This is a genomic window from Nocardioides albertanoniae (assembly GCF_006716315.1).
GTDB lineage: Bacteria > Actinomycetota > Actinomycetes > Propionibacteriales > Nocardioidaceae > Nocardioides > Nocardioides albertanoniae.
In genome coordinates, this window is sequence record NZ_VFOV01000001.1 from 1,907,307 (window position 1) to 1,927,925 (window position 20,619).

General features: G+C 70.1%; 16 protein-coding genes. 10 read left to right on the plus strand and 6 right to left on the minus strand.

Going from position 1 to position 20,619, the window contains the following annotated elements:
• Positions 1-53: 53 nt before the first annotated feature.
• Positions 54-2,048, plus strand: coding sequence for a hypothetical protein (locus FB381_RS23865; RefSeq protein ID WP_170225111.1), 1,995 nt, complete (start codon positions 54-56; stop codon positions 2,046-2,048).
• A gap of 57 nt (positions 2,049-2,105) precedes the next feature.
• Here FB381_RS23865 and FB381_RS09130 read toward each other — a convergent pair whose 3' ends face one another.
• Positions 2,106-2,807: a hypothetical protein gene (locus FB381_RS09130; RefSeq protein WP_141779997.1), complete on the minus strand. Its 702-nt coding sequence runs from the start codon at positions 2,805-2,807 to the stop codon at positions 2,106-2,108.
• An 88-nt stretch (positions 2,808-2,895) separates the two neighbouring features.
• On the opposite strand from FB381_RS09130, the gene FB381_RS09135 reads away from it, so the two are divergent.
• On the plus strand, positions 2,896-3,921 hold the full coding sequence (locus tag FB381_RS09135) for an Atu2307/SP_0267 family LLM class monooxygenase (protein ID WP_141779998.1): 1,026 nt from the start codon (positions 2,896-2,898) through the stop codon (positions 3,919-3,921).
• Positions 3,922-3,973: 52 nt separating this feature from the next.
• On the opposite strand, the gene FB381_RS09140 is transcribed toward FB381_RS09135, so the two are convergent.
• Positions 3,974-5,443, minus strand: coding sequence for an NCS2 family permease (locus FB381_RS09140; RefSeq protein WP_141779999.1), 1,470 nt, complete (start codon positions 5,441-5,443; stop codon positions 3,974-3,976).
• A gap of 148 nt (positions 5,444-5,591) precedes the next feature.
• Positions 5,592-8,006, minus strand: coding sequence for a GH92 family glycosyl hydrolase (locus tag FB381_RS09145; protein WP_141780000.1), 2,415 nt, complete (start codon positions 8,004-8,006; stop codon positions 5,592-5,594).
• A 154-nt stretch (positions 8,007-8,160) separates the two neighbouring features.
• Here FB381_RS09145 and FB381_RS09150 point away from each other — a divergent pair, with 154 nt between their 5' ends.
• A complete protein-coding gene (locus FB381_RS09150; protein ID WP_211352372.1) occupies positions 8,161-9,228 on the plus strand; it encodes a LacI family DNA-binding transcriptional regulator in 1,068 nt (355 codons plus the stop codon).
• Entirely contained in the window at positions 9,225-11,045 is a 1,821-nt protein-coding gene (locus FB381_RS09160) for an RICIN domain-containing protein (protein WP_170225113.1), read from the plus strand. Before FB381_RS09150 ends, FB381_RS09160 begins: the two co-directional genes overlap by 4 nt.
• A 61-nt stretch (positions 11,046-11,106) precedes the next feature.
• On the opposite strand, the gene nemA is transcribed toward FB381_RS09160, so the two are convergent.
• Both nemA and FB381_RS09170 read right to left on the minus strand, forming a co-directional pair.
• Entirely contained in the window at positions 11,107-12,198 is a 1,092-nt protein-coding gene (nemA, locus tag FB381_RS09165) for an N-ethylmaleimide reductase (protein WP_141780003.1), read from the minus strand.
• Between the two features lie 52 nt (positions 12,199-12,250).
• On the minus strand, positions 12,251-13,450 hold the full coding sequence (locus FB381_RS09170; protein WP_141780004.1) for an ROK family transcriptional regulator: 1,200 nt from the start codon (positions 13,448-13,450) through the stop codon (positions 12,251-12,253).
• Positions 13,451-13,621: 171 nt separating this feature from the next.
• On the opposite strand from FB381_RS09170, the gene FB381_RS09175 reads away from it, so the two are divergent.
• From FB381_RS09175 to FB381_RS09190, 4 genes are all read left to right on the plus strand, one after another.
• Positions 13,622-14,893: an ABC transporter substrate-binding protein gene (locus FB381_RS09175; RefSeq protein ID WP_141780005.1), complete on the plus strand. Its 1,272-nt coding sequence runs from the start codon at positions 13,622-13,624 to the stop codon at positions 14,891-14,893.
• Positions 14,894-15,024: 131 nt separating this feature from the next.
• The gene (locus tag FB381_RS09180; RefSeq protein ID WP_246088031.1) at positions 15,025-15,972 is read left to right on the plus strand and encodes a carbohydrate ABC transporter permease; all 948 of its coding nucleotides are present in this window, start codon (positions 15,025-15,027) and stop codon (positions 15,970-15,972) included.
• Positions 15,969-16,838: a carbohydrate ABC transporter permease gene (locus tag FB381_RS09185; RefSeq protein ID WP_141780006.1), complete on the plus strand. Its 870-nt coding sequence runs from the start codon at positions 15,969-15,971 to the stop codon at positions 16,836-16,838. Before FB381_RS09180 ends, FB381_RS09185 begins: the two co-directional genes overlap by 4 nt.
• Positions 16,835-18,022, plus strand: coding sequence for an AGE family epimerase/isomerase (locus FB381_RS09190; protein WP_141780007.1), 1,188 nt, complete (start codon positions 16,835-16,837; stop codon positions 18,020-18,022). Before FB381_RS09185 ends, FB381_RS09190 begins: the two co-directional genes overlap by 4 nt.
• Before the next feature lie 7 nt (positions 18,023-18,029).
• Here FB381_RS09190 and FB381_RS09195 read toward each other — a convergent pair whose 3' ends face one another.
• Positions 18,030-18,941: a dioxygenase family protein gene (locus FB381_RS09195; RefSeq protein ID WP_141780008.1), complete on the minus strand. Its 912-nt coding sequence runs from the start codon at positions 18,939-18,941 to the stop codon at positions 18,030-18,032.
• Between the two features lie 146 nt (positions 18,942-19,087).
• Here FB381_RS09195 and FB381_RS09200 point away from each other — a divergent pair, with 146 nt between their 5' ends.
• Both FB381_RS09200 and FB381_RS09205 read left to right on the plus strand, forming a co-directional pair.
• Complete coding sequence (locus FB381_RS09200) at positions 19,088-19,519, plus strand: MarR family winged helix-turn-helix transcriptional regulator (protein ID WP_246088032.1); 432 nt, start codon at positions 19,088-19,090, stop codon at positions 19,517-19,519.
• A gap of 128 nt (positions 19,520-19,647) precedes the next feature.
• Positions 19,648-20,613 (plus strand): ABC transporter substrate-binding protein, encoded by a 966-nt coding sequence (locus FB381_RS09205; RefSeq protein ID WP_141780010.1) that lies wholly within the window; start codon positions 19,648-19,650, stop codon positions 20,611-20,613.
• Positions 20,614-20,619 lie beyond the last annotated feature (6 nt).

Below are 20,619 nucleotides of genomic sequence, written 5' to 3' on the forward strand. Positions count from 1 at the left end.
GTCCGTGAGCGCCCACGGACCTTTCCCCTCTCTTGCGAAGGAACAGCGTCGATATGTCCGACTTCATCAGCGGCATCTTCAGCCGCCACAAGAACGAGCAGCCCAAGGCCACCGAGGAGGAGTCGACCGAGTCCTCGACTCCTCTCTACGGCGGCGACGTCGCCACCGTCGAGGCGACCTCCGAGACCCCCGCCGAGACCGACCTCCACAACGCCGAGCCCGTCGCGGAGCCCGTCGCCGAGCCTGTCGCCGAGCCCGTCATCGAGCCTTTCGAGGCTGCTGACGCGCGCACCGACGTCGCCACCGATGAGGCCGCCGACACGACGACCGAGATCCCGGCCGTCGACCCGCTCTCCGACCCCGAGCACGTCATCGCCGACTCGGAGGCGACCCCCGCCGCCGACGTGGCCGAGCTCGCCGAGAACGAGTCCACCCTCGGGAGCGAGGTCGTGGGCGAGGTCGCCGAGACCGAGCCGGCCGAAGCCACTGCCGACCAGGTCGACGCCGACCAGGTCGACGCCGGCCAGGTCGAGACCGCGGACGTCGTGGGTACGCCGGAGGGCGAGGTCACCCCCACCGTCGACGCCGAGACCGGCGCCGTCGGGGCCGACGCGACCGCTGCCGCCGAGGGCGAGACCATCTTCAGCACCGACGAGCCGGTCGAGGCCCCCGACGCCGCCGTCTCGGAGACCGCCGTCGAGGAGACTGCCGCTGCTCCGGAGGGCGTGGACGAGACCGAGGGTGCCGGCGAGGCGCCCCTCGAAGCCGCCGAGCAGGTCGCGCCTGTCGAGACTCTCGCCGACGGTGGCGTCGCCGAGGACGCGGCCATCGACGCCGCGCCGGTCGACACGGACGAGACCGTCGGCGCCGTCGACGCGGTTGCGGCCGACGGCGAAGCGGCCGACGCCGACCTCGACGCGGGCACCGACACCGTCGAGACGGGAGCCGAGGGCGGCGACGTCGTCACCGAGCCGTCGATCGAGGACGCGGCCACCGACGAGATCGCTGAGCCGGTTGCTGAGCCGGTTGCCGAGGTCCAGGCCGACGAGGAGCCGCCGCTCGTCACCGACGCCGACGCCGACGAGGCCGTCGACACCGAGGCCGGTGTCATCGACGCCGAAGGCGTCGAGGGTGCCGAGGAGACCGCCGAGGAGACCGCCGAGGAGACCGCCGGGGAGTCCGTCGACGAGGTTGCGGGCGCCGAAGCGCCGGTCGAGGAGGCGTACGCGCCGGTCGAGGCCGAGGCTGCCGCGGAGGTCGACGTCGAGGACGCTCCGATCGCCGAGGAGTCCGTGGCGACTGCCGACGTCGAGGTCGCTGACTCCGACGACGAGGCCGTCACGACCGAGTCTGCCGAGCCCGCCGAGTCCGCTGAGCCCGCCGAGGAGACCTCGGCCGAGGCCGCCGACGACGAGCTGCCCGACTCCACCGAGGCAGCCGCGCCCGTCGAGACCGTCGTCGCGAACGACGCCCCGGTCGACGACGCCGTCACCGACGACAACCCGATCGAGGAGGCGCCGGCCGACGACGTCGAGACGGTCGACGAGCCCGCCGCGGGTCTCGACGCCGAGCCGACCGAGGAGGTGGCGGCCGACCAGACGAACGACGAGGCGACCGATCCCGAGGCGACCGATCACGTGGCGGCGGACGAGGTGGCGACGGACGAGGTCGCGGCCGAGCAGCCGGCGCCCGGGTTCGCGCCGGAGCCGGTCGTGCAGGAGCCGGCCCCGGAGACCCTGACCGGTGTGCTGCGCGTGGCTCGCGAGGCGCGCGGGAAGTCGACGGTGAGCGAGGGTCTGGTCGAGCGGCTGGTGCACCACGTGGTGGCCAAGGTCGAGGGTGTGCACGCCATCGACGACGAGGGCACCTCGGTCGACGTCGTCGGCGAGATCGCCAACATCACGGTCTCCTACGTGATCGTGTTCGGCAGCTCGGTCAAGGCCACTGCCGCCACGATCCGTACGAACGTGATCGAGGTCGTCGAGGACTACTTCGACATCGACGTCAAGGCTGTCGACGTCAACGTCAGCGACTTCCACGACGCCTGAGCACGGCTGACGTCGCCTCGGCCCGGGCAGCGATCGCTCGGGCCGAGGCGACGTACGTCATGGCTGCTGGGCGAGGCGACGCGCGTCTGCTGCCGTGACCGCTGAGCGGATCGCCGCCATCTGCTCCTCCTGCCGCCCACCCGTCGTCGCGATCGGGATGTCGGCCATGAAGCGACGTTCGTGCTCCGGGAACCGCACCACGAAGAGGTCCGGGTCCGTCTCCGCGGTCTGGTAGAGGCTCAGCCCGTCGAGGGCGAAGAGGTCCATCATCACGAGCCGGCCGTCTGCCCGGCGCATCACGTTGGTCGGGTTGAAGTCGAGCGGTCCGGGCCACGGCAGCTCGCGGCTCAGCCGGTCGTGGAGCCGGTGGGCGACCTCCAGCAGCTCACCGCCGCTGCTCTGGACCGTCTGGGTGAAGGCGACCGCCTCGGGCTCGGGCACGCTCGCCAGCAGCTCCATGACCTGCAGGTCTCCGCCGCCCGCGAGTCGCCGGTGGCCGAACAGCGCCGGCACCTGCCCGGTCCCGGCCGCCTCGCGGTAGAGGGCGACGTTATAGGCGCCGACGGGATCGAACGGGCTGATCCGTGCCGCTACCCGGCCGTCGGGGGAGCGGAGCGCGATCGCCCAGTCGCCTGCTCCGCATCGTGTCCAGCCGGCGTCGAGAAGCGCGGCTTCGGCGTCGGTGTGGTCGGCTCCTGGGGCGACGAGTGCGAGCGCGTCGGCATCTCGTCCGGCTTCGGCTCCGGCTTCTGTGGTCATCCCGCGTGACTCTAGGCGAACCGCTGTGGCCGGCGCCCCTGGTTTTTACCACGGGAATGCCGGGCCGCTAGTTGATGTTTCAACGGACGTGACTGACATCGAGTTCGGCCTGGACACCTTCGGCGGGGTCACCCACGACGCCGAGGGCAAGCCGCAGCACCACGCGCGGGTGATCCGCAACATCGTCGAGGAGGGAGTGCTGGCCGACCAGGTCGGGCTCGACTTCTTCGGAGTGGGGGAGCACCACCGCCGCGACTTCGCCGTCTCCAGCCCGGAGATGGTGCTCGCCACGGTCGCGGCTCGCACCGAGCGTCTGCGGCTCGGCTCCGCGGTGACCGTGCTCAGCTCCGACGACCCGGTGCGGGTCTTCGAGCGGTTCGCGACCCTCGACGCGGTCTCGAACGGCCGCGCGGAGATCGTCGCCGGGCGCGGCTCGTTCACCGAGTCGTTCCCGCTGTTCGGCTTCGACCTCGCCGACTACGAGGAGCTCTTCGAGGAGCGCCTCGAGCTGCTCGCCGCGCTCCTGAAGGAGGAGAAGGTCACCTGGGAGGGCCGCACCCGTGCGGCGCTGACCGACCAGGAGGTCTTCCCGCGCACCGAGAACGGCCTGACCGCCTGGGTCGGCGTCGGCGGCAGCCCGGAGTCGGTCGTACGCACCGCCCGCCACGGATTCGGGCTCTTCCTGGCGATCATCGGCGGCCCGGCCGACCGGTTCGCCCCCTACATCGATCTCTTCGAGCGTGCCCAGGACGAGTTCGAGGTGCCGCGACAGCGGGTCGCGGTGCACTCGCCCGGGTTCGTCGCCGAGACCGACGAGCAGGCCCGTGAGCGCGTCTACGACGGCTGGTTGGCCATGCGCACGCGGATGGGCCGCGAGCGGGGCTGGCCGCCGCCCTCTTCCGGCGACTTCGAGCGCGAGATCGAGGGCGGGTCCCTCTACGTCGGATCGCCCGAGACGGTCGCGCGCAAGCTCGCCGGCACCATCAAGGTGCTCGGCGTCGACCGGTTCGACCTGAAGTACGACCAGGGCCAGCTGCGCCACGACGACCTGATGGCCTCGATCGAGCTCTACGGCACCCAGGTCGTGCCGCTCGTCAAGGACATGCTGGGCTGACCCCCGCTGGGCTGACGGACTGGGTCAGCCCAGCCTGATCAGCCCAGCGGGGTCAGCCCAGCCAGCTCGAGATCGGGTGGATCGCGAAGTAGACGACGAACATGACGGCGACCAGCCACATCAGCGGGTGCACCTTCTTGGCGTTGCCGCGTACGACCTGGATGAGGACGTAGGCCAGGAAGCCGGCGCCGATGCCGACCGAGATCGAGTAGGTGAACGGCATCAGCGCGATCGTCAGGAACGCCGGGATGGCGATGTCGGGGTCGGCCCAGTTGATGTCCTTGACCTGCTGCATCATCAAGAAGCCCACGAGAACCAGCGCCGGCACGGCGGCCTCCGACGGGATCACGGTGACCAGCGGTGCGAGGAAGGTGGTCAGCAGGAACAGCACGCCGGTGACGACCGCCGACAGCCCGGTGCGGGCGCCCTCGCCGACACCGGAGGCCGACTCGACGTAGGAGGTGTTGGAGGAGACGCCACCGACACCACCGGCCGCGGCGGCCAGCGAGTCGACGACCAGGATGGAGCGCGTACGCGGCGGGGTGCCGTCCTTCTGGAGCAGCCCGGCCTCGGCGCCGATCGCGGTCATCGTGCCCATGGTGTCGAAGAAGTCGGCCAGCATGAGGGTGAAGACGAGCAGCACCGCGGTGACGATGCCGACGCTCTGGAACGAGCCGAGCAGGTTGAACTCACCCAGCGTGCCGAACGAGGGCCAGTCGATGACCTTGTCCGGCAGCGCCGGGACGTTGAGGGACCAGCCGGTCGGGTTCTTGGGGCCGCTCGCGCCGAGGCCGGCGATCGCCTCGACGATGATGGCGAGCACCGTGGTGACCGCGATCGAGATCAGGATCGCCCCGCGCACCTTGCGCACCCACAGGGTCACGACCAGTGCGAGGCCGACGACGAAGACCAGCACCGGCCACCCCGCGAGCTGCCCGGTCGGGCCCAGCTGCACCGGGACCGTGGTGTTGGCGGCATCGGGGATGCGGCGTACGAAACCGGCGTCGACGAAGGCGATCACCGCGATGAAGAGACCGATCCCGACCGAGATCGCGGTCTTGAGCTCGCGGGGCACGGCGTGGAAGACCGCCTCGCGGAACCCGGTCAGCACCAGCACGAGGATCACCAGACCCTCGATCACCACCAGCCCCATCGCGTCGGCCCAGGTCATCTGCCCGGCGATCGAGAACGCGACGAACGCGTTGAGCCCGAGCCCCGTCGCGAGCGCCAGCGGGTAGTTGGCGACGACGCCCATCAGGATTGTCATCACCCCGGCCACCAGCGCGGTGCCCGCTGCGATCGCGGCCAGGTTGTCACCGCTCGATCCGCCGAGGAGGTCACCGTTCGCGTCCTCCGCGAACCCGATGATGAGCGGGTTCAGCGCGACGATGTAGGCCATCGTGAAGAACGTGACCACCCCACCGCGCACCTCGCGCCCGATCGTGGAGCCGCGGGCGCTGATCTGGAAGAACCGGTCGACAGCGTTCGTACGCTCGGGGGTCGATGTGCTCACGCCCCGCATCCTTGCAGATGCGGGGCGCCGGGATGTCGTTGGTTGAGCGTGAGCGCCGGGGAGCGTGTCGAAACCGACACGGTCGCCGCCGCGGCTCAGCTGATCGTTCGCACCGGGCAGCGTGCGACGGCTGCCTTCGCGATGCGTACGTCGGCGGTCAGTCGGTGTGGTAGACGGGCAGGTCGGCCTCGGAGGTGCCCCAGGTCCGGTTCGGCTCGGAGCCGACGTCGATGCGGACGGTGCCGCCTCGGTTCATCACCGACTCGGGCAGCCACGACTGCGTGCGCGCCTTGCCGTCGAGGGTGACCGACTGCACGTAGATGTTCTCGGCGCTCGCCTCGGGTGACTCGATGACGATGTCGACGCCGTTGCCTCGGTGGATGGTGACCTTCTCGAAGATCGGGCTGGAGACCAGCATCTCGGCACGGGCGGGGTCTTGGGGGTAGATGCCCATCGCGGCGAAGACGTACCAGGCCGACATGGTGCCGAGGTCGTCGTTGCCGGGGAGGCCGCGCGGGCCGGTGCCGTATGCCAGGGACGCCATCGCGCGGACCGTCTCCTGGGTCTTCCACGGCGCGCCGAGCGCGTTGTACATCCACGGCACGTGGATGCCGGGCTCGTTCGTGGGGTCGTAGCGCAGCGCGTCACCACCTGTGTACTGCCAGGACCCGTCGGCCTTGTGGAAGAACGCGTCCAGCCGCTCGATCGCCCGCTCGCGCCCGCCGACCGCCTCGGTCAGCCGAGCCACATCGTGCGGCACCATCCAGGTGTACGTCGCGCTGCTCCCTTGTGCGAAGCCGGTCTGTGTCGACGGGTCGAAGCCGGCGACCCAGCTCCCGTCGGCGTTGCGGGCCTGCTGGTAGCCGCCCTCGGGAGCGGCCTCGGGGTTGAAGGTGTGCTGCCACCAGCCGGCCCGGTCCATCAGCGGGTCCGTCTCGGCGGCGGGGGCACCGAGGCGGCGACCCCAGTCGGCGAGCGAGTAGTCGGCCACGGAGTCCTCGAGGGTCTCCGCGGCGCCGCCCCAGCAGTGGCAGGTGTCCTGGGGTGCGTAGCCCTTGTCGAGATAGTCGGCCAGGTTCGGTCGCTGCCCGATGCACTGTCCCGGGCAGCCGTAGCTGGAGAGCCCGTCGGGGTGGGGCACGCTCGCCTGGCGTACGAGCGACTCGTAGGCGCCGGTGGCGTCGAAGTTGCGCACCCCGAGGGAGTAGAAGCCGGCCAGCGTCGGTGCAGAGGGGTCGCCGGTCATCACGTGCGTCCAGCCGCTCAGGTGGACCCAGCGGTCCCAGACGCCGCCGTGCTGGCGGGAGTAGGCGTGCAGCGAGCGGGCGAAGTCGCCGGCCACGCGCGGCTCCAGGAGGGCGAACAGCTGGGTGTGGGCGCGATATTGGTCCCAGCCGGAGAAGTTGCCGTACTGAGCCTGCTGGCCGCGCTCGATCCGGTGGATCTCCTGGTCGCTGCCCCAGTAGGTGCCGGCCACGTCGGAGATGACGTTGGGCTGTAGGTAGGAGTGGTAGAGCCCGGTGTAGAACGCCGTCTGCTCCTCCGAGGTGCCGCCGGCGACCTCGATCGAGGAGAGCGCCCGGCGCCACTCGGACCGGGCATCCGAGGCGACGGATGAGACGGTGTCGCGCCGGCCGATCTCGGCGGAGAGGTTCTTCTCGGCCGCGGCCTGGCTGGTGTAGGAGATCCCGATCCGCATCCGCACGCTCTGGTCGCGGCGTGGGTCGAAGGCGACGTAGCCACCCGAGCCCTGCCCCTGGCGTGCGGCGCCGGTCTCGTAGCCCTCGCCGCCTCGCGCCTCGGTCGAGCCCGGCTGGAGCTCACCGTTGACCCAGGTGCCGTGCCCGCTGAAGGCGCGGTCGAACTGTGCGGTGAAGTAGAGCCGGTAGTAGGAGCGCTTGTTGCTCCCGCCGCCGTTGCCGCGCCGCCCGCAGAAGGCACCGGTGAGCACCGAGTCGCTGACCGTCCGCTTCGCCTCGTCGATCCGCGTCACCGCCGACTCGCTGCCGTTGAGCGAGTTGGAGGTGCGGAAGAGCAGGTTGGCCGGCTTGTCGGCCGGGAAGGTCAGCTCGCTGACCGCCGCTCGGGTCGTCGCCGCGGTGTCGACCTCGGCGCCGTTGGCCAGGCCCAGCCGGTAGTGTCCCGGCTCGGCCAGTTCGTCGTCGTGGCTGAATTCTGAGGCGTACGTCGCATCGGTGACGTCCGCGGTGGGGGAGCCGGTCATCGCGCCGGTGTGCGGGAAGATCGGCACGTCCCCGGCGGCCCCGGGGTGGCAGCCGGCGCCGTTGACGTGGGTCAGCGAGAAGCCGCGCAGCCGCGTCGTGTCGTAGGAGTAGCCGTTCGACGCGGCGGTGTTGGTCTGGTCGCCCGCCGTGGAGGTCGGGCTGAAGGAGAGCATCCCGAAGGGGCGTACGGCGCCGGGGTAGGTGTTGCCGCCGTTCGAGGAGCCGATCAGCGGGTCGACAAGGCCGACCGGGTCGAGTGCCGGAGGTGCTGCGCTGGCCATGCCGAGCGGGACGGTCGCACCGCCCAGCAGCGCGAGGGACAGGGCACAAGCCGCAAGGAGCCGCATGGCGAAGACCATCCCAGATCATGGTCTCGGCGGGGCGGAATCGGGGAAGGCCGAGGTGAACCTCAGGCGACGCTTTGCTGTTGGGTCTCTTGGCATCGATAACAAGGCTGAGTAGCATTCCCCGAAATCAGCGAGATCCCGGGGCGTGTTATCGATGCCAGATCCAAGCGACACACTGACCACCCAGCTGCGCACGCCTGCGATGGCCGACGTCGCCAGGCTCGCCGGTGTCTCGGCTCAGACGGTCTCCCGCGCGCTGCGCGACCACCCGCACGTGCAGCCCGCGACCCGGGCCAAGGTGCTCGACGCGGTCAGGCAGCTGGGCTACCGCCGCAACAACGCTGCCCGCGCGCTCTCCTCCGGTCGCAGCCACACGATCGGTGTCGTGATGCACCAGACGGCGGCCTACTCCTCGGGCTCCTTCAGCCTCGGTGTCGAGCGGGCCGCCCGCGAGGCGGGGTATGCGATCTCGACCGTCACCGCCGCGTCGGTCAGCCCCGAGGCGGTCGAGGCGGCGCTCGCCCAGGTGATCGATCAGGGTGTCGACGGGCTCGTCCTCACTCTTCCGATGATCGGCACCACCCCACGCATCGACGAGCTCACCCGCGACCTGCCGACGGTGGCGACCGACGGCTCGCGTACGCCGGATGCCGAGGTGGTCGCGATCGACCAGCGCCAGATCGGTGCCCTGGCCACCCAGCATCTGCTCGACCTCGGCCACGAGACCGTCTGGCACGTCGCCGGCCAAGCTGCCTGGCTCGAGTCGGTGCGGCGCGAGGAGGGCTGGCGAGCGACTCTCGTCGACGCCGGCCGGGAGCCGCCGCCGATCCTCACCGGTGACTGGTCGGCGGCCTCGGGCTATCAGGCCGGGCTGATCCTCGGCCGCATCCCTGAGGCCAGCGCTGTCTTCGTGGCCGGCGACGAGATGGCCTTCGGTCTGCTCCGTGCCCTGCACGAGCTGGGGCGCACGGTGCCCGACGACATCTCCGTCGTCGGTGTCGACGACATCCGGCTCGCGGCCTACGCCACCCCGCCCCTGACCACGGTCGCGCAGCCCTTCGACCAGGTCGGTGCGGCCGCCGTCAACCACCTGATCGGCCTGATCGACGGCGTCTCCGAGCCGCCGTCCATCGAGTCGCCGCCGGATCCGCGGCTGATCATCCGGTCCACCACGGCCCAACGGAGCAGGCAGCACCCCACCACCGAAGGAGACCCGAGATGACCAGACGACTACCGAGGCTCACCCTGGCCGCGCTCGCGGTCACCGCGCTGGCCGCGACGACGCTGACCTCGGCCCCGGCCTCGGCCGCGCCGGTGGCGGGCACGCCCACGGCCGCGGGCGACTACACGGTCACCGTCAACGTCGTCGGCCCGTGGGATCTCCCCGACGACACCCCGGCGAGCCTCTTCACTGATAAGGACGGCAGCTTCCACCTCAGCCAGGCGCACGCGCTCTACGGCGCCACTGCCGAGCGCGAGTGGGAGTTCTTCAAGGGGCGCACCATCGACGACGTGGTGCCCGACACCGAGCTCAACGAAGCGGTCGACCCCGACGACCCGAGCGATCGCAACGCCGACACCACCGCGCGCTGCAACAACAGCCCGACCGGCGTCGAGTCGACCTTTCCGCCGGCCGGATCGTCCTACTCCCAGGCCAACTACTGCGACGTGACCGGCCTGTGGGTCGACCCCGACACCGGCGACTGGTTCGGCCTGGTGCACAACGAGTTCACCCCGCAGCCCTTCGACGACGGGCTGCACTACGACGGTCTCGACTACGCGGTCTCCACCGACCAGGGCCACACCTGGACGATCAAGGACCACGTGATCACCTCGCCCTACAGCACCGAGCGCGGTGACGACGAGGCGTTCCCGGAGTCGACCTACCACTACGGCACGGGCGACCCGCGCCTGCTCGTCGACCACGCCTCGGGCTACTTCTACGTCTTCTACGGCTCGCGGATCGTCGACAAGGGCGGCAGCTGGAAGGCCTTCTACGGCCACGTCGCGCGCTCGCCGATCTCGGAGAAGATGGCGCGCGGCTCCTGGCAGAAGTGGTACGACGGCGCCTGGTCGCAGCCCGGCATCGGCGGTCGCGAGAGCACCATGGTCCCCGTCGACGACGAGCACCCCACCGGCTACACCGCGCCGGAGGACGAGTACGACCCCACCACTCCCGGCACCACGGCGGAGCAGGTCGCGGCGGGCGAGACGCCGCCGACCTCACCGCTGTTCGTGATGGACGTGACCTACGACGCCCATCTGGGTCTCTACATCGGCGAGCCGCAGAACCCCGACCAGAGCGGCAACGCTCCGCAGGAGATCTACGCGACCGACAACCTGGCCACGCAGAAGTGGTTCAAGCTCGGCGACACCGGCGACTACCGGACCGCGTCGTGGTATCGGTGGTTCGTCGACGACGCGACCGGCACCAGCTCCGCCATCGTGGGCAAGCGGCTGCGGATGTACTGCTCCTTCGCCTGCTCGACCACCGACGGGGTCACCTCCGACGACGAGTACGTCGACGTCACCATCGACGGGTCTGACCCGGCCGAGCCCGTGGAGTCGGGCGCCACGCTGCGGATCACCAGCGAGGCCGGGCTGACGCTGGCCGCCGGCAGGTCCGGTCGGGTCACCTCCGTCGGCGACCCCGCGGCCCCCGGCACCGCGTGGACCTTCACCCGCACCGACGACGGCTCCTACCTCGTCGGCAGCGCCGACTCCGGCCGCCTCCTCGGGGTCGGCTCGACGACCGACGCCCACCGCGCCTGGGGCGCTGAGCCGACCGTGACGAAGGCCGCGAAGGGCGGGCCGAGCGTGGGCCAGCAGTGGTGGGTCGTCGAGGAGACCTCGCCCGCTGACGGCTCCAAGACCGGTGCCGTACGCCTCGTCAACCGCTACAGCGGTCTGGTGCTGGCGCTGCCCGACGACGGGGTCGAGACCACCCCGCTGCGTGCCTGGACGGACACCTCGGGCAGCGAGGTCGGCGCGGGGCGTACGGCTGCCGACCAGACCGTCGGGCTCACGCCGGTGGGCTGAACCCCTCGACGGTGGTGTGGCCGGGTCGGGCCCGGCCACACCACCGGTCGCGGGTCGATCCTCAGGCGGTCCACTCGGGGTAGTCGGTGTAGCCGGCCGCGCCGCCACCGTAGAAGCTCGCCGGGTGCTGCTCGTTGAGCGGCAGCTCCTCCTGCAGGCGCCTGGGCAGGTCGGGGTTGGCGATGAACGTACGCCCGAAGGCGGCCGCGTCGATCAGGTCGGCCTCGAGGAGACGGGCTGCCTTCTCGGTGGTGTAGGCGCCGGCGCCCACGATCGGTCCGGGGTGCCCGGCACGAAGCTGCTTGCGGTAGTCGTCGCTCAGCTCCGGACCGCCGGCCCAGTCGGGCTCGGAGAGGTGCAGGAAGGCGATCTCGCGCTTGCCGATCTCGGCGGCCAGGTGGAGCCCCATCGCAGGCCCCTCGGGATCCTCGGTGCCGTTGAAGGAGCCGATCGGGGAGATGCGGATGCCGACGTGCTCGGCGTCCCACTCGGCGATGACCGCGTCGAGCACCTCGAGGGTGAGTCGCGCCCGGTTCTCCAGGGAGCCGCCGTAGGAGTCGGTGCGCTCGTTGCTGCTCGCGCTGGCGAACTGGTGGAGCAGGTAGCCGTGGGCGGCGTGGATCTCGACCATGTCGAAGCCGGCCTCGCGGGCGTTGCGGGTGGCGCGCCGGTAGTCGTCGATCACGTCCGCGATCTCGGCGGTCTCGAGGGCTCGGGGCGTGGGGCAGTTCACCCGGGTCGGGGAGCCGTCCTCGCCGCGTACGGTCGTGCGGTTGCGGTAGGGGAGCGCGGAGGCGCTGACCGGGAGGTCGCCGTCGTGGAAGGACCCGTGGGAGACCCGGCCGACGTGCCAGAGCTGGGCCGCGATGCGGCCGCCGGCCTCGTGGACGGCGTCGGTGACCTGGCGCCATCCCTCGACCTGCTCGGCCGAGTAGATGCCCGGAGTGTCCATGTAGCCCTTGCCCTGGGGCGAGATCTGGGTGCCCTCGGAGACGATCAGGCCCGCCGAGGAGCGCTGCCGGTAGTAGTCGGCCATCAACGCGTTGGGCACGTCGCCGGGCCGGCTGGCGCGCATCCGGGTCAGCGGCGCCATCAGGACGCGGTTGGGGAGGGTCGTCGAACCCAGGCTCAGCTGCGAGAAGAGTGAAGTCACGAGTGGCTAAACTGAGCGGGCGCTCATATTGTTCCCGGTCGGTCGGGATCGGTCAGTCGGGAGCGGTCGCGTCGGCGATGACCAGCGCGCCTGTCACGCCCGCGTCGTCGCCCAGCTCGCTCGGCACGACGTCGAGCGCGGCGGCGGTGTCGGGCTGGGTGAAGCGGTCGATGGAGTCCTTGATGCCGAGCACGAACGACTCCGAGTGGCGCATCGTGTCGCCCACCACGATCAGGGCCGGGTTGAGGTGGTTGCACAGGTCGGCCAGCACCCGGCCGACGGCACGGCCGGCGTCGTCGAGGATGCGGTTGACGCGGATGTCGCCCTCCTGGGCGAGCTCGAGCATCCGCTCGACGCTGAGGGTCTCCTCGTAGGCGGGCTGCAGCAGCTCGACCAGACGGGCCCCGCCGAAGGCCTTCTCCAGGCAGCCCCGGTTGCCGCACCGGCAGATCGGGCCGTTGTCCTCGAAACGTACGTGGCCGATCTCGCCGGCGATGCCGGTGACGCCCCGGTAGAGCTTGCCGGCCAGGATGAGCCCGGCGCCGATGCCGCTGGAGGCCTTGACGTAGATGACGTCGTCGACCTCGCGCGCCGCGCCCTGGGCGAACTCGGCGAGGGCACCGAGGTTGGCGTCGTTCTCCACGCGCACGGGCACACCGAGGCGCCGAGCGAGCTCGTCGCCGGGCGCGAGATCCATCCAGTTGGCCAGGATGGGGGAGACGACGATGCCGCCGTGGGGGTCGACCGGGCCGGGGATGCCCATACCGACGCCGAGGATGCGGTCGGTCTTCGGGTCGATGCCGGCCTCGGCGAGGCACTCACGCACCAGCGCGGCGGCCCGGTCGATGGTCTCGACCGCGGAGTTGTCGGCGTCCAGCCGGATCTCGCGGTCGGCGAGCCGGGCGCCGGCCAGGTCGGCGATCGCCACCCGGACGTGCCGGTGGCCGATGTCGACGCCGACGCGGGTGCCCGGCGACCCGTTGACGGTGAGCAGGGAGGGCGGGCGGCCGCCGCCGCGCGGCAGCGCGCCGGCGGTGGTCTCGACGATCTCGCCGGAGCCGAGCAGCTCCTGGACGATGCTCGAGACCGTGCTGCGGGAAAGACCGGTCTGCTGAGCGAGGTCGGCACGGCTGACCGGGGCCGAGCGTGCCAGGAGCTCGAGCACCTGGGAGCGGTTGGCCGTGCGCAGCCGCGACTCCGAGGTCGCGGACGGCGCTGAGGCGGGTGCGCGTCCGTCGTCGTGCTGAGGCATGACGGCGACTGTAGGGGATTATGTGTAATTGCGACAGATGTTGGGTCGAAACTGTGACTCTTTATGCGTTGACTTGACAGAAAGGAGCGGCGTACGTTGTCTCGGCACGCGGCCGCGAGTAACCCAGATCACATACCGACGTAGTGGCCGCGACGACCGGAGGAAAGACAGATGAACGCAACGCGTAAGGCCCTGGCGGCCGGCCTGGCAGCCCTGAGCCTGCTGGCGGTCTCCGCCTGTGGGAGCGACAGCGAGAGTGGCAGCACCGACGAGGTGGAGGTCTTCACCTGGTGGGCCGAGGGTAGTGAGAAGGCCGGGCTCGACGCTCTGGTCAAGGTGTTCGACGAGCAGAACCCCGACCTGAAGTTCGTCAACGGTGCCGTCGCCGGTGGCGCCGGCAGCGACGCGAAGAACGTGCTCCAGTCGCGCCTGCAGAACGGTGAGCCCCCCGCCACCTTCCAGGCGCACGCGGGCGCCGAGCTGACCGACTACATCGACGCCGGCCAGATCGAGGACCTCACCGACCTCTACAAGGAGAAGGGCTGGAACAAGCAGTTCCCCGAGGGCCTTCTCGACCGGCTCACGCAGGACGGCGGCATCTACTCCGTCCCCTCGAACATCCACCGCGCCAACATGCTCTGGGCCAACTCGGCGGTGCTGAAGAAGGCCGGCATCGAGCCGAACAAGACCTATGACTCCATCGACGCATGGATCGTCGACCTGAAGAAGATCAAGGCCAAGGGCATCATCCCGCTCTCGGTCGCGACCGACTGGACGCAGGTCAACCTGCTCGAGACCGTGCTCCTCGCCGATCTGGGCGCCGAGGCGTACAACGGACTCTGGGACGGCAAGACCGACTGGGCCGGCAGCGAGGTCAAGGACGCGCTCGCCGACTACAGCACCCTGATGTCGCTGACCAACACCGACCGCCAGGGCCTCGACTGGCCCGACGCGACCCAGCTGGTCATCGACGGCGAGGCTGCGTTCAACGTCATGGGCGACTGGGCCGAGGCGGCCTTCCAGGAGCAGAACAAGACCTTCAACAAGGACTACACCGCGGTGCCGGTGCCCGGCACCGACGGCGTCTTCGACTTCCTGGCCGACTCGTTCACCAAGCCGGTCGACGGCCCGAACCCGAAGGGCACCGAGGCCTGGCTCGACACCATCGCCAGCGACGAGGGCCAGGTCGCCTTCAACAAGGCGAAGGGCTCGATCCCGGCCAGCACCACCGCCGACACCTCCTCCTTCGGTGAATACCAGCAGACCGCGATCAAGTCGTGGGGCGAGGACGAGATCGTCTCCTCGCTCGCCCACGGCGCTGCGACCTCGGTCAACTGGCTGACCGACATCACCTCCGCGGTCGCGAAGTTCGGCAGCAACAAGGACGTCGCGGGACTCCAGGAAGGTCTCGCCGAGGCCGCTGAGGACAACAAGCCCGAGTGACCTGGGGCCACCGAGCCTGACGAGATCCATCGGTCCGAGGGACTGCGGCTTCCCCCATGAGTCGCAGCCCCTCGGCCGCCCTCAGAGGTTCTGCGAGTAGAGGGCAGAACCTCCAGTGAAAGGACGGACACATGTCCTCCACGGTGCCCAGCGCCGTCAAGCGCCCCGAGAAGCCCGGGCGGCGCAAGGGCCGCCTCGGCGGTCACGGGTGGGTCGCGCCCGTACTCCTGATCCTGCCGACGATCATCGTCATCGGTGTCTTCGTCTACGGCCTCATCGGATCCAACATCAACACCTCCCTGCAGGACCGCCACAACATCGGTCCGTCGCAGGGGTTCGCCGGCCTCGACAACTATCGGGACCTGTTCACCGACGACGACTTCATCTACTCCCTGCGCAACCTGCTGCTCTACACGGCGACGTTCCTCGTCGGCACCCTGTGCCTGGGGTTCCTGTGGGCCTGGCTGCTCGAGCGCAAGGCCCGCGGCGAGTCGCTGTTCCGCGCGATCTACCTCTTCCCGATGGCGGTCTCCTTCGTCGCTTCGGGTGTCGTGTGGCGCTGGCTGCTCAACAACGCCGAGGGCGACCGCGCCTCCGGCCTGAACCGGCTCTTCGGCTCGCTCCACCTCGACTTCCTGCAGAACCCGTGGTGGACCGACGAGCGGTGGGGCATCCTGGCGATCGCGGTGCCGGCGATCTGGCAGCTCAGCGGCTACGTGATGGCGCTGTTCCTGGCGGGCTTCCGCGGCATCCCCGAGGAGCTGCGCGAGGCCGCCAGGATGGACGGCGCCTCGGAGTGGCAGCTCTACCGCCACGTGATCTTCCCGCAGCTGAGCCCGGTCGCGCTCTCGGCGATCATCATCATCGGCCACATGTCGCTGAAGGTCTTCGACCTGATCATGGCGATCGCGGGTCAGACGAACTACACCACCCAGGTGCCCGCCACCCAGATGTGGGTCGAGTTCACCCGCGGTGACTACGCGAAGTCGGCCGCGATCGGCACGATCCTGCTGCTCATCGTGGCCATCCTGATCGTCCCCTACCTCGTCTCCACCTACCGTCAGGAGCGTCGCCGATGAGCACGGACGCGATCCCGGCAGCCGTCGCGGCCCGGATTCCCGGCGAGCGCTCGCGCGCCGTCACCCGCACGATCAAGTACATCCTGCTGATCGGGTTCGCCCTGGTCATCCTGCTGCCGGCGTACGTCTTGTTCGTGACCAGCTTCAAGGGGGTCGGTGACGCCACCCCCGCCAACGCCTGGAAGCTTCCGGAGGCGTGGGAGACGGCCGGCTGGTCGCGCGCCTGGGAGCAGCTCGGGCCCGCCCTGGGGCGTACGTTCGCCATGGTCATCCCCGCCTCGGTCCTCTCCTCGGTGCTCGGCTCGATGAACGGGTTCGTGCTCTCCAAGTGGCGCTTCCCCGGGGCTGACGTGGTCTTCACGCTGATCCTGTTCGGGATGTTCATCCCCTACCAGGCCGTGATGGTCCCGCTGGTGCAGCTGATGGGCAACCTCGGTGTGCCCTCGGGCGTGCCGAGCCTCATCGTGCTGCACGTCGTCTACGGCCTGCCGATCACGACCCTGATCTTCCGCAACTACTACGCGGGGGTGCCGGTCGAGCTCGTCGAGGCGGCCCGGGTCGACGGCGCCGGCATGCTCCGGACGTACGCCTCGATCATCCTGCCGATCTCGGCGCCGGCGTTCGTGGTGGTGCTGATGTGGCAGTTCACCTCGGCCTGGAACGACTACCTGTTCGCGCTGTTCTTCTCGACCTCGCGCAACGGACCGGTGACGATCGCGCTCAACTTCCTGGCGAGCGGTCAGATGCAGGACTACTCGGCCAGCATGGCGGGCGCCCTGATCGCGTCCGTACCGACCCTGATCATCTACATCCTGCTCGGCCGCTACTTCGTCGGCGGGCTGATGGCCGGGTCGGTCAAGGGATGATCGACCCAGATGCGGAGTGTCGCCGGCTGGCCGGGTTCGCCCGGCCGGCGGCGGCCTCACCGGCCGGGTTCTGGTGGCTGGACGAGTCCGGACGCCCCGATCCGGCCGAACCGGTGCACACCTGGATCACCGCCCGGATGACGCATGTGTTCGCGCTCGCGCACCTGCGCGGCGATCTCGAGGGCGACGAGGCGGCCTCGCTCGCGGCCCACGGCATCCGCGCCCTGCGGGGCGCCTTGCGCGACGACGAGCTCGGCGGCTGGTTCGCCTCGGTCTCGGGTGAGGGCGAGCCGGTCGGCACCCTCAAGGAGGCCTACGCCCACGCGTTCGTCGTGCTCGCCGCGACCAGCGGTGTCGCGGCCGGTGTGCCCGGATCCGGCGAGCTCCTCGAGGAGGCGCTCGAGGTCGTGCTCGAGCACTTCCTCGACGACTCCGGCCGCGTGGTCGACAGCCTCGAGCGCGATCTCCGCTCGGGGGAGGCCTACCGGGGCGCCAACTCGAGCATGCACACGGTCGAGGCGTTCCTGGCCGCCGGTGACGTCACCGGCGACACGGTCTGGCACCAGCGTGCGCTCGCGATCGCCGAGCACCTGATCCACGGCGTCGCGCGCTCGCACGGCTACGACCTTCCCGAGCACTTCGACACGGAGTGGTCGCCCCTGCTCGACTACAACGCCGATCGCCCCGGCGACCCCTTCCGCCCCTACGGCTGTACGCCGGGGCACCTGCTGGAGTGGTCGCGGCTGCTGCTGCACCTCGACGCTTCGGTGAGCGAGCCACCCGCATGGCTCGTCGAGGACGCTCGAGCGCTCTTCGAGCGTGCCGTCGCCGTCGGCTGGTCCGCCGACGGTCAGGACGGCTTCGTCTACACCACCGACTGGTCCGGCGCTCCCGTCACCCGGCTCCGGCTGCACTGGGTCGTGGCCGAGGCGCTGGCTGCCGCCGGGGCCCTGCACACCCGCACCGGCGAAGCGGTCTACGACCAGTGGCGGCAGCGCTTCGAGGCGTACGCCGAGACCCATCTGCTCGATCGTGACCTCGGCAGCTGGCACCACGAGCTCGACGAGCAGAACGGTCCCTCGCACGTGATCTGGCACGGCAAGCCCGACGTCTACCACGCCTACCAGGCGCTGCTGCTCGCCCGGATGCCGTTGGCGCCGGTGCTGTCGGTCCAGCTGCGATAGGCCGCGCTCAGGCTGCCTGGAAGGAGCGCCGGGAGAGCCCGAGCCCGTAGCCGTCGAGCGTCGTGGTGACCGGTGCCGTCGGGTCGGTGGCCGCACCCAGGGTGACGAAGAGCGGCGTGAAGTGCTCGACGGTCGGATGGGCGTACGGCATGCCGGGAGCGGCGCTGCGGAAGCGGGCGAGCTCGGCGACGTCGCCTCGGTCCAGGGCCTCGGCGGCCCAGGCGTCGAAGTCGGACGACCACCCGGCGGGCTTGTTCTCGGTCATCGACTCGCGGGTGAGGTAGGGCAGGCCGTGGGTCATGTGGCCCGAACCGATCACGAGCACGCCCTGCTCGCGCAGCGGTCGCAGACGTTCACCGAGGGCGAGCAGCTTGTCGGGGTCCTCGGTCGGGAGGGAGAGCTGCACCACGGGGATGTCGGCGGCGGGGTACATGATCTTCAACGGCACCCAGGCGCCGTGGTCGAGACCGCGGCGCGCGTGCTGGTGGGCCGACTCGGTGTCGGGCATCAGTGCCGCGGTGGCGCGGGCGAGGTCGCCGGCGTCGGGGGTGTCGTAGCGCAGGGTGTGGTAGATCGGGTCGAAGCCGCCGAAGTCGTAGACCAGCTCGTCGGGGCGGGTGGCGCTGATCGAGAGCGGCGCCGACTCCCAGTGGGCCGAGACGACAAGGATCGCCTTCGGCTTGGGCAGCGCTCGGGCCCAGGCGTGCAGCGGCTCGAGCCATTCCGGGCTCTGCAGCGGCAGCGGGCCGCCCCCGTGGGACAGATAGAGGCTCGGCAGGGCTCCGTCCTCCGGGGTCCAGAGACGATGCGGGTCGTCGGTCTCGCGTGCTTGCACAGCACGCAGGTGCTCGGCGAACGGATGGGTCCGGGGGAGGCGGGCGTCCGCGGTGGCGGTCGTGGTCTGGGGCGCGCTGAGCATGGCGACTCCTGATGCAATGGTTGTTGCTTGAAGTAACTGTACGTACCCATTGTTTGTTCCGGCCAACCATCTACGGCAAACTTCCTGAGATGGAGGGGAACTGGTTGTCGCCGCCGGAGCGCGCAGCATGGCTTCGCCTCATTGGCGTGCTCGAGCTGCTCCCGGGCGCCCTGGACTCCCAGCTACGCAGGGATGCCGGGCTGACCCACTTCGACTATGCAGTGCTTGCTCGGCTCTCCGACGCATCCGAGCAGACCCTGCGGATGACTGAGCTGGCGGCCTCCACCAACTCGACGTTGCCGCGGCTCTCCAACGTCGTCAAGCGCCTCGTCGGCCGTGACCTCGTCGAGCGTCTCGCCTGCCTGGAGGATCGTCGGGCGTCCAACGTACGTCTCACCGAGGCCGGCCGCGCGAAGATGACCGCCTCCGCTCCGGGTCATGTCGATGCCGTGCGTGAGTATGTCTTCGACGTGCTCAGCCCTGAGCAGGTGGATCAGCTGGCGGCGATCGCCGACCGCCTGCTCGCCCGCCTTGACCCGGCCGGTGCGATGCGCCCGCCCGACTCGAAGCCCGGTTAAAGATCGGCGGTTGGGATGGCGCTCGGCCGCCGCATCGGGTTAGGTTACCCTAACTTTAGGTTGGTGGCTCGGCGCCGACCGTGACCGAGCGCATATCCCAAAGGACAACCGTGAACCGTCGCCTTCGCATGGGCACGATCGCAGCCGCCGTGGCCGCCGCCACCATGACCCTCGCCGCGTGCGGGACCTCCAGCACCGACTCCGACGACGGGCGAGGCCCCGACGGGAGCTTCGTCCACGAGGACGCCCGGGGAAAGACGGTCGAGATCGACGGGACCCCGAAGACAGTGGTTGCCCAGGCCAGCGCGGCCGCGGCCTTGTGGGACAACGGCTTCAAGGTCGATGGTGTCTATGGCGACCTGCCCGAGACGCCGAACTATCTGATCGGCAACCTCGACGTCGCCGAGACCAAGGTCGTGGGGAAGGTCTGGGGCGACTTCAATCTCGAGGAGTACGCGGCGATGAACCCCGACCTCCTGGTCGACATGACCGCGGACAAGAAGACTCTCTGGTATGCAGCCGAGGTCGAGGACCAGGTCGAGAAGCTCGCGCCCACCATCGGGATGCCGCTGACCGGCCTCTCGGTGATCGAGCAGATCGAGGCGTTCCAGGAGCTGGCGAAGAAGCTGGGTGCCACGCCCGATGTCGCCGACGCGAAGGCGGACTTCGAGGACGCCGTCGGGCGGATCAAGGCGGTTGTGAGGAAGAACCCCGACCTCACCGTGCTCGCTATGTCGACCTATGGCGGTCAGGCCCACTTCGCCAACGCCCCGGAGCACCCTGACCTGGCCTATCTCGCCGAGCTCGGTGTGAAGTTCCCGACGGTGAAGCCCGACGAGCAGGGGATCTTCGAGCCGGTCAGTCTCGAGAACATCGGCAAGTACCGGGCCGACGTCCTCCTGGTCGACGCTCGTGACCCGAGCGGCCTCAAGGATCTCGAGACGAAGGACATCTTCAAGCGTCTGCCCGCCGTCGCCGAAGGCCAGCAGGATCTCTGGTATCCGGCCGCGCCCTACAGCTACGAGGCCTACGCGAAGATCTTCAGTGGGTACGCCGACCAGCTCGAGTCCGCTCGGGTTCTCCAGCGGAGCTGACGGAGT

Excerpts from the sequence above, each read along its gene's own strand:
- FB381_RS23865 (WP_170225111.1), top strand. The coding sequence starts at position 54 with ATGTCCGACTTCATCAGCGGCATCTTCAGCCGCCACAAGAACGAGCAG.
- FB381_RS09130 (WP_141779997.1), bottom strand. The coding sequence starts at position 2,807 with ATGACCACAGAAGCCGGAGCCGAAGCCGGACGAGATGCCGACGCGCTC.
- FB381_RS09140 (WP_141779999.1), bottom strand. The coding sequence starts at position 5,443 with ATGCGGGGCGTGAGCACATCGACCCCCGAGCGTACGAACGCTGTCGAC.
- FB381_RS09145 (WP_141780000.1), bottom strand. The coding sequence starts at position 8,006 with ATGCGGCTCCTTGCGGCTTGTGCCCTGTCCCTCGCGCTGCTGGGCGGT.
- FB381_RS09150 (WP_211352372.1), top strand. The coding sequence starts at position 8,161 with ATGCCAGATCCAAGCGACACACTGACCACCCAGCTGCGCACGCCTGCG.
- FB381_RS09160 (WP_170225113.1), top strand. The coding sequence starts at position 9,225 with ATGACCAGACGACTACCGAGGCTCACCCTGGCCGCGCTCGCGGTCACC.
- FB381_RS09170 (WP_141780004.1), bottom strand. The coding sequence starts at position 13,450 with ATGCCTCAGCACGACGACGGACGCGCACCCGCCTCAGCGCCGTCCGCG.
- FB381_RS09175 (WP_141780005.1), top strand. The coding sequence starts at position 13,622 with ATGAACGCAACGCGTAAGGCCCTGGCGGCCGGCCTGGCAGCCCTGAGC.
- FB381_RS09180 (WP_246088031.1), top strand. The coding sequence starts at position 15,025 with ATGTCCTCCACGGTGCCCAGCGCCGTCAAGCGCCCCGAGAAGCCCGGG.
- FB381_RS09185 (WP_141780006.1), top strand. The coding sequence starts at position 15,969 with ATGAGCACGGACGCGATCCCGGCAGCCGTCGCGGCCCGGATTCCCGGC.
- FB381_RS09190 (WP_141780007.1), top strand. The coding sequence starts at position 16,835 with ATGATCGACCCAGATGCGGAGTGTCGCCGGCTGGCCGGGTTCGCCCGG.
- FB381_RS09195 (WP_141780008.1), bottom strand. The coding sequence starts at position 18,941 with ATGCTCAGCGCGCCCCAGACCACGACCGCCACCGCGGACGCCCGCCTC.
- FB381_RS09205 (WP_141780010.1), top strand. The coding sequence starts at position 19,648 with ATGGGCACGATCGCAGCCGCCGTGGCCGCCGCCACCATGACCCTCGCC.